The organism is Kitasatospora sp. NPDC001261 (genome assembly GCF_042896795.1).
In the GTDB taxonomy this organism is placed as follows: domain Bacteria; phylum Actinomycetota; class Actinomycetes; order Streptomycetales; family Streptomycetaceae; genus Kitasatospora.
In genome coordinates this window covers 31,624-44,713 of sequence record NZ_JBIAXP010000020.1, presented here as the reverse complement: position 1 = coordinate 44,713, position 13,090 = coordinate 31,624, and the positions used below count along the sequence as shown (strand labels likewise).

Here is a 13,090-nt window from a genome sequence, read left to right as displayed (position 1 = left end):
TAGCCTGGACCGCAACGCTGGGGAGGTCCGGGTGGCGGTCGTCGTCGAGGAACTGCTGCGCCGGTCGGCGCCGCGCGCGCTCGGCCTGCTCACCCGCCGCCACCCCACGCAGTTCGACCACTGCGAGGACGCCATGCAGGAGGCGCAGCTCGCCGCGGTCGTGCAGTGGCCGAGGGACGGGGTGCCGGACGACCCGGTCGCCTGGCTCCTCACCGTCGCCACCCGCCGCCTCCAGGACGTGATCCGCAGCGAGAGCGCCCGGCACCGGCGCGAGGCCGTGGTGGTGGCCCGGTCGGCCGCCGGCGAGCCGGCCGTCCCCCCGGCCGACGAGGCCGGCCCGGGCGACACCGACGACACCCTGCGCCTGCTGTTCCTCTGCTGCCACCCCGAGCTCTCGCCGCAGGCCCAGGCCGCGCTGACGCTCCGTGCGGTCGGCGGGCTGACCACCGCGGAGATCGCCCGTGCCTTCCTGGTGCCGGAGGCCACCATGAGCCAGCGGATCCGGCGGGCGAAGCAGCGGGTGAAGGAGGTCGGGGGCGGGTTCCGGATGCCCGTCGGCGAGGAGGGCGCCGCGCGGGTGCAGGTGGTCCTCCAGGTGCTGTACCTGATCTTCAACGAGGGGCACACCGCGTCCAGCGGGTCGACCGTGGTGCGCCCGGACCTGACGGCGTGGGCGCTGCGCCTGGTCCGTGACCTGCACCGCGCCCTGCCGCAGGAGGGCGAGGTGGCGGGGCTGCTCGCGCTGATGCTGCTGACCGAGGCCCGGCGGGACGCCCGCTCCGCACCGGACGGCGCGCTCGTCCCGCTCGCCGACCAGGACCGGACCCGGTGGGACCGGGACGCGATCGCGGAGGGGGTCGCCCTGGTGGCCCGGACCCTCGAACGCTTCGGGCCGGGCCCGTACCGGTTGCAGGCCGCGATCGCCGCCCTGCACGCGGAGGCGCCCGGCGTCGCGGAGACGGACTGGCCGCAGATCCTGATGCTGTACCGCATCCTGGAGCGCATCGCGCCGAGCCCGGTGGTCACGCTCAGCCGTTCGGTGGCGACGGCCATGGTCCACGGCCCGCTCGCCGGGCTGGAGGTGCTCGCCGAGGTCGCGGACGACCCCGCGCTGGCGCAGAACCACCGGGTCGACACCGTCCGGGCCCATCTGCTGGAACTCGCGGACCGCCCCGCCGAGGCCGGGGCCGCCTACGAGGCCGCGGCGCGGCGCACCGAGAGCGACCCCGAGCGGCGCTACCTGCTGGCGCAGGCGGAGCGGGTCCGTCAGCCGGGCGGGTCCCGGGGCGGCCCGGCCCGGCGGTGAGCCGGCGGTCCCGGGGCGGGCCGGTGCGGGGACGGGGCGGCCCGGCGGGCCGGTGCGGGGGTCAGGCCGGGTAGCGGTGCTTGGCGGTGAGCCCCTCCAGGACCGGGACAAGGTCGTGCGGGCTCGGCAGAGCGGCGGACTGCTCGGACACCCGCGCGGCGCCCTCCCGGAAGGCCGGGTCCTCCAGGACCCGCCGCAGCTCGGAACGGAGCAGCTCGCCGGTCAGCCCGTCGGCGTCGGCGACGTAGCGGCCGGCGCCCTGCTCCTCCAGCCCGGAGGCCATCGCCACCGGCCCCCACCACTTCTCGCTCCAGTACACGTTGGGCACGATCAGCTGCGGGACGGCGTGTTCGACGGCGGCCGCGAAGGCCCCCGCCCCGCCGCTGTGGATGACGGCCGCGCAGGTGGGCAGGAGGTCGTTGAGCGGGACGAAGTCGACCACCCGCACGTTGTCGGGAACGCGGAGCCCCGGCGGGAGTTGACCGGGGGCGAGGGTCGCGACCACCTCGACGTCGACGTCCGCGATGGCGTCGAAGACCTCGCGCGGCGAAGCGGACACCCCGTGGCCGCGGCCCTCCCGGTGCGCCAGTCCGAGGGTGAAGCAGACCCGCCGCCGCTCCGGGCGCCGGTACACCCAGGACGGCGTGGCGCTCGGGCCGTTGAACGGGACGTGCCGCATCGGGACGTACGGGATCCCGGCCGGACGCCAGACCCAGGTGGGCATCGGGAAGACCGTCCACTGCCCGAGGACCGCCTCCTCGTCGAACTCCACGCCGAACCGGCCGAACACCGGCTCCAGCCACTCCCGCAGCGGATCGACGCCGTCCCAGTCGGGGCCCTGCGCCCGCCACTGCGCGCGGCAGGCCGTGCGCAGCTGGCCGAGCCCGTCCGCGCCGAACAGCATGCGGGCGTGCGCCGCCCCGACCCGGCGGGCGGCGGGCGCGCCCGAGAGGACGAAGGTGTCGGAGACGACGAGGTCGGGGCGCCACAGCTCGGCGAACGCGACCAGGTCGTCGAAGGACGAGTCGGGGTTGAACAGCGTCCGCCAGCCGGCCGCGTTGGAGGCCAGCTCGGCGGTCGGGTCGCCGAGGGGGTAGTCGCTCTGGTGCGACTTCCGGCCCCCGGCCGGCGCCGCCGGGGCGCGCTCCGGCTCCGACCGCGCCATCAGGTCCCCGAGGTCGACCTCCTCGCCGATCGGCACGGGCGTGAGCCCGGTGCGGACGACGTCCTCGGTCAGGCGGGGCGAGCAGGCGACCCGGACCTCATGGCCGGCCGTGCGCAGCGCCCAGGCGAGCGGCGTCTGCACGTAGAGGTGCGAGCGGAACGGTGCGGTGACGAACAGTACGCGCAACGGGCCCTCCGAGCTCGGACGAATCCCGGTGATTCTGGCACCGCGGCGGACGGCCGCACTTCTCGCGGAGTGCTGTGTTCGGGGCGGCGGGGGCGGCGGGCGGCCGGGCCGGGCGGGAACAGCACGATCGAGGAAGCCCCCGCCGGCCGGTCCTCCTAGCATCGGCAGCCATGGATGACAGGTACGCCCCCAGCGCACTGTGGGAATACAACAACTCCGTCAAGGTGACCGAGCAGGGCGTGGCCGAGCTCGGATCCTTCAAGTCCGAGCCGGTGAACTTCAAGCTCGCCCTCTGGGATCCGCAGGTCAACGGCGTCCGCTACCTCAAGGCGCTCATCTTCGAACTCGCCACGCGGCTCACGCCGGAGAACCGGTCCCGCCTGCGCCGGATCCGCGGCCGCGAACTCGGCTCGCCCATCACCGTGACCCACGACGGCGACCGGGTCTGCATGGACTACCTGCTCGCCGTCCACGAACTGGACTTCATCTCCCGCCACCTCCCGCTGGACGGCGCCCGCGTCCTGGAGATCGGCGCCGGCTACGGCCGGACCTGCCACGCGATCTTCGCCAACCACCGCGTCGAGGAGTACTGCATCGTCGACCTGGCCCGCGTGCTCTCGCTGTCGCGGGCGTACCTCGGCAGGGTGCTCGCCCCCGAGGACTTCGCGCGCGTCAGGTTCGTCCCGGTCGACGACACGGACGACCTGGACCGGGCCCTCGGCGGGAGCCGCTTCGAACTCTGCCTCAACATCGACTCGTTCGCGGAGATGCCGCCCGGGACGGTGCTCAACTACCTCGACCTGGTCGACCGCCGGTGCGCGGCGCTCTACGTGAACAACCCGGTCGGCAAGTACCTGGAGAAGGAGCTGGACAACCACGCCCAGGGCGAGGAGGTCGTCCGGATGGCCCTGGCGACCGGGCTGCTGCGGGACGTCCTCGACATCCACGACAGCCGCGCCGTCGAGGCGCTGGCGCCGAAGTTCCTCTCGTCCTACCGCCCCGGGCCGCACTGGGAGACCGTCGCCGACGGCGGGGCCGTCCCGTGGAGCTACTACTGGCAGGCGCTGTACCGGCGGTCCGACGCGGGAGTCGGCACGGCCCGGCCGCCGGCCGACACGGCGTGAGCGGCCCCGCCGCGGCGGCGCGCCGCCCCCACGTCACCGTGCTGGGCGCCTCGGGCTTCGTCGGCTCCGTCGTCCTCGGGGCGCTCGCCCAACGGCCGCTCCGGCTACGTGCGGTGGCCCGGGGGGCGGTCGCCGTGCCGCCCGCCGGGCGGGCCGAGGTCGAGGTGGTCGCCGCCGACGTGACGGACCCCGAGGCCCTCCGGGCCGCCGTCGCCGGGTCCGACGCGGTCGTCCACCTGGTCTCGCACCGCGCGGGGTGGCGCGGCGCCGGCCAGCCCGAGGAGGCGCTGGGACGGACCAACGCCGGCGTGATGAGCTCGCTCCTGCCGGCCCTCCGGCAGGAGCGCGCACGGCGCGGCGGCGCCCCCGTGGTCGTCCTGTTCGCCGGTTCGACCTCGCAGGCCGGGCCGGACGCGCCGATCCCGGTCGACGAGTCCGCGCCGGACGCCCCGGCCAGCCCGTACGACCGCCAGAAGGCGGCGGCGGAACGGGAGTTGCTGGCCGCCACGGCCGAGGGCGCGGTGCGCGGCGCCTGTCTGCGGCTGCCGACGGTCTACGGCCGCGGCGCACCGGCGGGGCGGGGCGACCGGGGGGTGCTGGCGACGATGGTGCGCCGCGCCCTGGCCGGGGAGCCGCTGACGATGTGGCACGACGGCTCCGTGCGGCGCGACCTGCTCCACGTCGACGACACCGGGCGGGCCTTCCTGGCCGCCCTGGACCGGCCCGACGCGGTCGCCGGCCGGTACTGGGTGCTCGGCACCGGGCACGGGGAGCCGCTCGGGCGGGTCTTCCGGGCGATCGCCGACGGCGTCGCGGTGCGGACCGGCCGTCCCGCCGTGCCGGTGGTCTCCGTCCCCCCGCCGGAGCACGCGCTGCCGACCGACCTGCGGAGCACCGTCGCGGACTCCTCGCGGTTCCGCGCCGCGACCGGATGGCGCCCGCTGATCCCGCTGGACGCCGGACTCGCCGACCTGATCGCCAACCTCGCGGACCTCGCGGACCTGTGACCACCCGGGCCGGCATCCGCACGCCCCGCCGCCCCGGCGCCGCCCACCGCGCCGCTCGCGGGCGGGTCTTTTGCCCGGAACCCCTTGACAGGTATAGACCACTCCGCTTGAGTCTGGGGCAGCCCCGCACCGGCCCGCACCCCGGTCGGCCCGTCCCCCACGACGTGCCCCCACCCCGCGGGGCCCGGCTCCCCTGCCCCGACGTCCCTACCTCCACGACCGTGCGGCCCCACACCGCACAAGGGGTGATCAAGTGTCCACGAAACGCCTGCTCGCACTGCTCTCCGCCGTCGCCACGACGCTGACGGTGCTCCTGCTGCTACCCGCGACCAACGCCAGCGCCGCCGTCTGCGCCACGCCCTGGAGCTCCTCGGCCGTCTACACCGGCGGCGCCGCCGTCTCCTACAACGGCCACAACTGGCTCGCCAAGTGGTGGACCCAGAACGAGCCGCCCAGCACCGGCGGCTCCGGCGTCTGGTCCGACCAGGGCGGCTGCGGCACCGGCCCGAGCCCGACCGCCACGCCGACGTCCACCGGCACCCCGAACCCGGGCGGATTCCCGGTCAGCCAGGCCCAGTTCAACCAGATGTTCCCGAACCGGAACGCCTTCTACACCTACCAGGGCCTGATCGACGCCCTCGCCGCCTACCCCGCCTTCGCGGCCACCGGCAGCGACACCGTCCGCAGGCAGGAGGCCGCGGCCTTCCTGGCCAACGTCAACCACGAGACCGGCGCCCTGGTCTACGTGGTCGAGCAGAACACCGCCAACTACCCCCACTACTGCGACACTTCGCAGCCGTACGGCTGCCCGGCCGGGCAGTCCGCGTACTACGGGCGCGGCCCGATCCAGCTGAGCTGGAACTTCAACTACAAGGCGGCCGGCGACGCCCTCGGCATCGACCTGCTGCACAACCCCAACCTGGTGCAGACCGACCCGGCCGTCGCCTGGAAGACCGCGCTCTGGTACTGGAACACCCAGAACGGGCCGGGCACCATGACCCCGCACAACGCGATCGTCAACGGCTACGGCTTCGGCGAGACGATCCGCAGCATCAACGGCTCGCTGGAGTGCAACGGCGGCAACCCCGCGCAGGTGCAGAGCCGGATCGACGCCTACCAGCGCTTCACCCAGCTGCTCGGCACCGTGCCGGGCGACCACCTGGGCTGCTGAACCCGCACGGGCCCTCCGCGGTACGTCACCGCGGAGGGCCTCGGCGCCGCCGCCGTCGCGTGCCCCGGTCCCGGCCCCGGCCCCGGCGGAACCCGCCTGGGGCCTCAGCCGGCGGCGCCGCCGTCCTCCTCCCGGACCGGGTCGGGCATGGTCCAGCGGTCGGCGCGACGGGGGTGGAGGTAGGCGTAGTAGTAGGCGTAGCCGACGGCCGTCATCCCGACCGCGATGGCGATCGGGCGCCAGTCGGCCCGTACCGACTCGTAGCCGACGTAGAGCATGATCGCGACGACGCCCAGCGGGACGTACGGCCAGCCGCGCATCCGGTAGGGGGCCGTGGCGGTGGTCCCCCTGATCCGGCCGAACAGCGCCGACAGCGCGACCAGGACGTAGACCACGACCAGGGTCGAGCCGGTGGCCAGGATCAGCGTGTCGAGCGAGACGAGCCAGCCGACCAGCAGCGTGGCCACGCCCATGGTCAGGGTCGCCGCGAGGGGCGTGCGCAGCCGGGGGTGGACGGAGGCGAGCGGGGCGCCGACCCGGTCGGGCCAGGCCCGGTCGCGGGCCGAGGAGAAGAGCAGCCGTCCGCTCTGCAGCATGATCGCGATGACCGCGTTGACGACGGCGACGGCGATGCCCAGGCTGACCACCGTGTTGACGGTGGAGCCGCCCCGCTCCAGCAGGAAGTAGCTCATCGGTGAGGCCGCCGACATCAGTCCGCTCATGCTCGGCGTGCCCAGCAGCACCCCGACCAGCGGCAGGCACTCGGCGGCGACGGTGATCCCCAGCGACCAGAGCACCACCCGGCCGATCGAGGACGCCCGCCTGGTCTCCTCCGCGAAGTACACGGCGGTGCCGTAGCCGTTGTAGGCGAAGATCGCGGTGGTCGTGAACGAGGCGACCAGCCCCCAGGACGCCCCGACCAGCACGTCGCCGCCGGCGCCGCCGAGCGCCTGCGGGGTCCACAGCACCGAGACCGGCTGGTCGACGTGGACGAAGCCGAGCACGGCCAGCACCGCGACCGCCGCCAGCTCCAGGAGCAGGAAGACCCCGGTGACCCAGGCGTTGGTGCGGATGTCGAGCACCGCGACCAGCGAGGCCAGCGCGATCACCGCCAGCCCGGTCCCCTTCCCGTCCAGCGCGCTCCAGAGCACGCCCAGGTAGCTGCCGGTGCCGAGGGCGATGACGGCGGTGACCAGCACCCCGCCGAGCAGGCTGAGCGCGAACAGCGCGAACCCGGTGGACCGGCCGAGGGTGCGCGCCGCGAAGGCGTACTCGCCCCCAGTGACCGGGAAGGCGCTGGACAGCTCCGCGTAGCAGAGCGCCATCAGCACGCCGACCGCCGCCGCGAGGGCGAAGGCCACGGCCGCCGCGCCGCCGAGGCCCCGGATCACCGCCGGCATCACGATGAACACGCTGGAGGCCGGGGTCACCGAGGAGAGGGTGATCAGCATGTTCTCGCGCAGGCTGAGCGAGCGGGAGAGGTCCTGGGCGTAGCCGGCCGACGGCGCGGAGCCCGAGGCGGCGGGGCCGGTGGCGGCGGTAGCGGGGTCGGTGGCGGCGGGGTCGGTGGCGCGGGGATCGGCCATCGTGCTCCTTCCGAGTCCATGAAACTTCGTCGGAGTTCTTTGGCACAGAAGTCAAAGTTCTGCGATAGTTCCACGTCAAGAGGTACGACGTGATCCGACATCAGTGACAAGGAATGCGATGGCCCGAGCAAAGAACCAGGCCGCCCGCCGCGAACAGCTGGTCCTCGCGGCCACCGAGGCCGTCGGACGGCACGGCCTGGCGCAGCTGCGCGTCGCCGACATCGCGGACGCCGCCGGCGTCGCCCGGGGGTCGGTCAGCTACTACTTCAGCGACATCGGCGAGCTGCTCCAGCAGGTCTACCAGCGCGCCGCCGACCGCTTCTTCACCAGCCGCAGCGCCGTCGCGGCCGGGCTGCCGGACGCCCGCGACAAGCTCGTGGCCTGCGCCCGGCTCGGCCTCCCGGACGGCCCTGACGACGAACTCGCCCTGGTGCTGTACGAGTTCAGCTCGGCCACGCACGACAACCCGGTCTACTCCGCACTCGCGCAGAGCCTGTTCGACCGTCAGGTCGCCCTCTACGCGAGCATCCTGGAGATCGGCCGGGCCCAGGGCCACTTCGAGCCCACCGGGCCGGCCCTCGACCTCGCCGCCAACCTGGTCGTCCTGGAGGACGGCTACGGCCTGCACATCGTCTCCCGCAACGCCTCGCTCACCCCCGAGCGCTCGCTGGAGCTGCTGCTCGGCTACGCCCGGACGGCGACCGGCTGCCCGGACCTGCGCCCCGACCGGGCGGTGGACGGCCAGGCCGCGCGCCCCCGCGACTGACCTCCCGCGCCCCAGCCCCTGCCCCTGCCCCGCGAGGAAGGATCCACATGACCACGCTCTCCACCCCGTCCGGACGCCCCCGGGCCCGCGCCCTCGGCCTGCTCCTGGACGGCACCCCCGGCCCCGCCAACGCCCTGACCGACGTCCCCGGCGTACGGATCGGCTACACCACGCTCGTCGAGGGCGAGCACGTCCGCACCGGCGTCACCGCGGTGCTCCCGCGCGGACGCGAGGGCGTGGGCACGCCGTGCGCGGCCGGCTGGTACGCGCTGAACGGCAACGGCGAGATGACCGGGACGACCTGGATCGAGGAGACCGGCGCGCTCAACGGCCCGGTCATGGTGACCAACACCCACGCCGTCGGCACCGTGCACCGGGGCGTCGTCGACTGGACCGCCGCCCACCGGCCCGACCTGGCCCGGCAGTGGCTGCTGCCGGTGGTCGCCGAGACCTGGGACGGCTACCTCAACGACATCAACGGACCGCACGTCCGCGCCGAGCACGCGATCGCCGCGATCGAGTCGGCGGCGGCCGGGCCGGTCGAGGAGGGCTGCGTCGGCGGCGGCACCGGGATGAACTGCTACGGCTTCAAGGGCGGTTCCGGCACCGCCAGCCGGGTCGTCCGCTACGGCTCCGCCGACTACACCGTGGGCGCCTTCGTCCAGGCCAACTTCGGCGACCGGCGCGAACTCGTGGTCTGCGGCGTCCCGGTCGGGCGGGAGCTGTCGGCGGACAACCCGATGGAGGACGACGACTGGTTCGCCCCCGGCGGGGCCGGCTCGGTGATCGTCGTGATCGGCACGGACGCGCCGCTGCTGCCCGGCCAGTGCAAGGCGCTGGCCCGCCGGGTGCCGCTGGGCCTGGCCCGGACCGGCACCAGCGGGGGCCACTTCTCCGGCGACGTCTTCCTCGCCTTCTCCACCGCCAACCCGGGCGCGCTGGGCAGCTCCTTCCCCCGGGGCGAGCCCGGCGACACCGACTACGACACCCTGCGGTTCATCCCCTGGGGCCGGATCGACCCCTTCTACGAGGCCGTCGTCCAGGCCGTGGAGGAGGCGGTGCTGAACGCCCTGGTCACCGCCGAGGAGACGACCGGCCGCGACGGCCACCGCTCCCCCGCACTCCCCCACCAGCGGCTCCGCGAACTCCTCGCGGCGCGCGGCGCGTTGGCGGCGGCCGAGGACGGGACACCACCCGGCCCGGGCGCGGGGCCGCTGTCCGCGTAGCCGTGGCCGTGACCGCGGAAGTCGTCGCGGCGGCCCCGCACCGGCGTCCCGCACCCGGCCGTGCCGGTCCGCCGCCGGAGGGCCCCGGCACCGTAAGGTCCTCTCCGGAAGACGAGGCCGACCGGTCACCCGGACCGGGGCGCCGGAAGGCGTCGGGCCGCGGGAAGATCGGGACGAAGGGCTGGCACGTCACATGCAACAGCGCAGTCTGCGGGACCTCCAGGTGTCGGCCATCGGCCTCGGCTGCATGGGGATGTCCGCCTTCTACGGCACCGCCGACCAGGACGAGGCCGTCGCGACCATCCGGCACGCCCTGGACCTCGGCATCACCTTCCTCGACACGGCGCAGGTCTACGGGCCGCTCACCAACGAGTCCCTGGTCGGCGAGGCCGTCCGGGGACACCGCGACGAGTACGTGATCGCCACGAAGTTCAACTACCGCATGGACGGCGCCGTTCCGGGCGACATGTCGACCGTGGGCCGCCAGGACGGCTCGGCCGAGCACGTCCGCGGTTCCGTCCACGGTTCGCTCGCGCGGCTCGGCACCGACCGCATCGACCTGTACTACCAGCACCGGGTCGACCCGGAGGTGCCCATCGAGGAGACCGTCGGCGCGCTCGGCGAACTGGTCGCCGAGGGGAAGGTGCGGTACATCGGACTGAGCGAGGCGAGCGCCGAGACCATCCGCCGCGCCAACGCCGTCCACCCGGTCACCGCCGTCCAGAGCGAGTACTCGCTCTGGACCCGGGACGTGGAGGCCGAGGTCCTCCCCACCTGCCGGGAGCTCGGGATCGGCTTCGTGCCGTACTCCCCGCTCGGCCGCGGCTTCCTCGCGGGCCGCTTCAGCTCCCCGGAGGAGCTCGACAAGGACGACTTCCGCCGCACCAACCCGCGCTTCACCGAGGCCAACCTGGCGGCCAACCTCCGGCTCGCCGGGAAGGTGAAGGAGATCGCCGCGGAGAAGCAGGTCACCCCGGCCCAGCTGGCGATCGCCTGGGTCCTGGCCCGCGGCGAGCACCTGGTGCCGATCCCGGGCACCAAGCGCCGCAGCTACCTGGAGCAGAACGCGGGCGCGGTCGACGTCGAGCTGACCGCCGAGGACCTGGCCCGCATCGAGGCCGAGCTGCCCGAGGTCGCGGGCGAGCGCTACGACGAGGACGGGATGCGGGCGGTCAACCGCTGAACGACCGCCGCTCCCGTCGCCGGACCCGGAGCCCGGCGACGACCAGGGGCGCGACCGCCGCTGCCCCCGGACCTCCGGGCCCGGGGGCGGCGGCGGGCGTGCGTGCGTCAGAAGTACCCCTCCCGCTTGCGGTCCTCCATCGCCGCCTCGGAGAGCCGGTCGTCCGCACGGGTGGCGCCGCGCTCCGTCGAACGGCAGGCCGCGAGTTCCGCGATGACCTGGGCCGGGGTCGTCGCGTCCGATTCGACGGCTCCGGTGCAGGACATGTCGCCGACCGTGCGGTAGCGGACCAACCGGGTCTCCAGCCGCTCGCCCTCCCCCGGGCCGCCCCAGGCACCGGGCGTGAGCCACATGCCCGCGCGGGCGAACACCTCCCGCCGGTGGGCGTAGTAGAGCGCGGGGAGGCCGATGCCCTCGCGCTCGATGTACTGCCAGACATCGAGCTCGGTCCAGTCGGACAGCGGGAAGACCCGGAGGTGTTCGCCGGGGCCGCACCGGGCGTTGTAGAGCCGCCAGAGCTCGGGGCGCTGGCGCCCCGGGTCCCAGCCGCCGGACCCGTCGCGGATCGAGAACACCCGCTCCTTGGCCCGGGCCCGGTCCTCGTCCCGGCGGGCCCCGCCGAACACCGCGTCGAACCCGTGCCGCTCGATCGCGGCCGTCAACGGGACGCTCTGCAGCACGTTGCGGCTGCCGTCGGGCCGCTCCCGCAGCCGCCCGTCGTCGATGAACTCCTGGACGGAGACGACGTGCAGGCGCAGCCCGTGCGCGGCGACCAGGCTGTCCCGGTGGGCGAGGACCTCCGGGAAGTTGTGCCCGGTGTCGACGTGGAGCAGCGGGAAGGGCAGCGGCGCGGGGCCGAACGCCTTGCGCGCCAGGTGCAGCAGGACGATGGAGTCCTTGCCGCCGGAGAAGAGCAGCACGGGCCGCCCGCACTCGCCCACCGCCTCCCGGATGATCTGCACGGCGTCCGACTCCAGCAGGTCGAGCCGGGAGAGGCCGGGCGGGCCCGTGCCCGGTCCGTCGGCCGGAGCGCCGCCGGCCGTCACGGCGCGCACAGTCCCCGGTCGGTCAGGAGCACGCGCAGCGCCCTGACCGACTCGGCCTCGCTCTGCCGGTCCGTGTCCAGCCTCAGGTCCGGCCGCTCCGGTTCCTCGTACGGGTCGTCCACCCCGGTCAGGCCGGTGAGCAGCCCCTCGCGCTGCCGCGCGTAGAGGCCCTTGACGTCGCGCCGGGCGCAGACCTCGACCGGCGCCGCGACATGGACCTCCAGGTACGCCGTCCCCGACTTCTCGTGCCGCCTGCGCACCGCCTCGCGGGCCTGCTCGTACGGGGCGATGACCGGCACCAGCGTGAGGACGCCGTTGCGGGCGAGCAACTCGGCCACCAGGCCCACCCGTTGGACGTTGGTGTCCCGGTCGGCGCGGGAGAAGCCGAGGTCGGCCGAGAGCAGTCCGCGCATCTCGTCCCCGTCCAGCACCTCGGTCCGGCGGGCCTCGGCCCGCAGTTGCGCGGCGAGGGCCCACGCGATCGTCGACTTGCCGGCGCTGGGCAGGCCGGTCAGCCAGACCGTGGCCCCGGGGAGGCCCTCGCGGGAGGCGACGGGGCGGGACGGATCGTTCACACCCGCTAGAACGAGGCCGGCGCCGTGACGACACGATGCCGGGCGGCTCCGTACCCCCGCGGGGCTCCGCGTCGTTGGGCTCCCATGTGAGCGCATCCTCCTTCCAGCCGGTCCCCTCCGAGCGCTTCCAGCCGGTCCCGTCCGAGCGCGACGGCGGCCGCTTGCGCCCGCCGAAGGTCTTCGGCCTCGGTCTGACGCGCACGGGCACGCGCTCCCTGACCGCGGCCCTGGGCGTCCTGGGGTTCGACGTCGTCCACTACCCGGTCGACGGGGCCACCTACCGGACGCTGCTGGCCGGCAGCGCGCGGTTCCCGCTGCTCGAATCGCACGACGGCCTCACCGACATCACCGTCGTGCCGTACTACCAGGACCTCGACCTCGCCTGGCCGGGCAGCAGGTTCGTGCTGACCGTCCGCGAGGAGGAGAGCTGGCTGCGGTCCTGCCGGACGCACTGGGAACGACCGCTGCCGGACCGGGGCGACGGCCGGGACGTCCGTCTCGAAGGCGACCTCCAGCGCTTCCTGCGGGCCGCGGTGTACGGCTGTCACGCGTTCCACGCGGAGCGGTTCCGCGGGGTGTACCGGCGGCATGTCGCCGAGGTGGCCCGGCACTTCGCGGACCGGGCCGACGACCTGCTCGTCCTCGACGTCGTCGGGGGCGAGGGGTACGAACGGCTCGCCCCGTTCCTCGGCGTGCCGGTCCCGGACGAGCCGTTTCCGCACCTCAACTAGCCAGGGATCCGGCCGCTC

At 74.6% G+C, this 13,090-nt stretch carries 12 protein-coding genes; 8 read left to right on the top strand and 4 right to left on the bottom strand.

Annotated elements, in window-relative coordinates:
* Positions 1-31 precede the first annotated feature (31 nt).
* Positions 32-1,306, top strand: coding sequence for an RNA polymerase sigma factor (locus ACFY4B_RS25835; RefSeq protein ID WP_387971444.1), 1,275 nt, complete (start codon positions 32-34; stop codon positions 1,304-1,306).
* 61 nt (positions 1,307-1,367) lie between these two features.
* Here the strand turns inward: ACFY4B_RS25835 and ACFY4B_RS25830 are convergent, their stop codons facing one another.
* Positions 1,368-2,657 (bottom strand): activator-dependent family glycosyltransferase, encoded by a 1,290-nt coding sequence (locus ACFY4B_RS25830; RefSeq protein ID WP_387971441.1) that lies wholly within the window; start codon positions 2,655-2,657, stop codon positions 1,368-1,370.
* 170 nt (positions 2,658-2,827) lie between these two features.
* On the opposite strand from ACFY4B_RS25830, the gene ACFY4B_RS25825 reads away from it, so the two are divergent.
* The 3 genes from ACFY4B_RS25825 (at position 2,828) to ACFY4B_RS25815 (ending at position 5,959) form a co-directional block, all read left to right on the top strand.
* Positions 2,828-3,781, top strand: a complete 954-nt coding sequence (locus ACFY4B_RS25825; RefSeq protein ID WP_387971438.1) for a putative sugar O-methyltransferase — start codon at positions 2,828-2,830, stop codon at positions 3,779-3,781.
* Positions 3,778-4,788, top strand: coding sequence for an NAD-dependent epimerase/dehydratase family protein (locus ACFY4B_RS25820; protein WP_387971435.1), 1,011 nt, complete (start codon positions 3,778-3,780; stop codon positions 4,786-4,788). Before ACFY4B_RS25825 ends, ACFY4B_RS25820 begins: the two co-directional genes overlap by 4 nt.
* A 253-nt stretch (positions 4,789-5,041) precedes the next feature.
* Positions 5,042-5,959: a glycoside hydrolase family 19 protein gene (locus tag ACFY4B_RS25815; protein ID WP_387971432.1), complete on the top strand. Its 918-nt coding sequence runs from the start codon at positions 5,042-5,044 to the stop codon at positions 5,957-5,959.
* 104 nt (positions 5,960-6,063) lie between these two features.
* Here ACFY4B_RS25815 and ACFY4B_RS25810 read toward each other — a convergent pair whose 3' ends face one another.
* On the bottom strand, positions 6,064-7,545 hold the full coding sequence (locus tag ACFY4B_RS25810) for an APC family permease (protein ID WP_387971429.1): 1,482 nt from the start codon (positions 7,543-7,545) through the stop codon (positions 6,064-6,066).
* Between the two features lie 118 nt (positions 7,546-7,663).
* Here ACFY4B_RS25810 and ACFY4B_RS25805 point away from each other — a divergent pair, with 118 nt between their 5' ends.
* The 3 genes from ACFY4B_RS25805 (at position 7,664) to ACFY4B_RS25795 (ending at position 10,720) form a co-directional block, all read left to right on the top strand.
* Positions 7,664-8,311 carry a TetR/AcrR family transcriptional regulator gene (locus ACFY4B_RS25805; RefSeq protein ID WP_049653043.1) on the top strand — a complete coding sequence of 216 codons (648 nt, stop codon included), beginning with the start codon at positions 7,664-7,666 and terminating at the stop codon, positions 8,309-8,311.
* Positions 8,312-8,358: 47 nt separating this feature from the next.
* The gene (locus ACFY4B_RS25800; protein WP_387971426.1) at positions 8,359-9,537 is read left to right on the top strand and encodes a P1 family peptidase; all 1,179 of its coding nucleotides are present in this window, start codon (positions 8,359-8,361) and stop codon (positions 9,535-9,537) included.
* A 193-nt stretch (positions 9,538-9,730) separates the two neighbouring features.
* Entirely contained in the window at positions 9,731-10,720 is a 990-nt protein-coding gene (locus ACFY4B_RS25795; RefSeq protein ID WP_380777801.1) for an aldo/keto reductase, read from the top strand.
* Between the two features lie 107 nt (positions 10,721-10,827).
* Here the strand turns inward: ACFY4B_RS25795 and cysD are convergent, their stop codons facing one another.
* Both cysD and cysC read right to left on the bottom strand, forming a co-directional pair.
* Positions 10,828-11,766 carry a sulfate adenylyltransferase subunit CysD gene (gene cysD / locus ACFY4B_RS25790; protein WP_387971422.1) on the bottom strand — a complete coding sequence of 313 codons (939 nt, stop codon included), beginning with the start codon at positions 11,764-11,766 and terminating at the stop codon, positions 10,828-10,830.
* A complete protein-coding gene (gene cysC / locus ACFY4B_RS25785; protein ID WP_387971419.1) occupies positions 11,763-12,341 on the bottom strand; it encodes an adenylyl-sulfate kinase in 579 nt (192 codons plus the stop codon). The genes cysD and cysC overlap by 4 nt, the downstream gene beginning before the upstream one ends.
* A gap of 86 nt (positions 12,342-12,427) precedes the next feature.
* On the opposite strand from cysC, the gene ACFY4B_RS25780 reads away from it, so the two are divergent.
* Positions 12,428-13,072, top strand: coding sequence for a sulfotransferase family protein (locus ACFY4B_RS25780; protein ID WP_387971416.1), 645 nt, complete (start codon positions 12,428-12,430; stop codon positions 13,070-13,072).
* Positions 13,073-13,090: the final 18 nt, after the last annotated feature.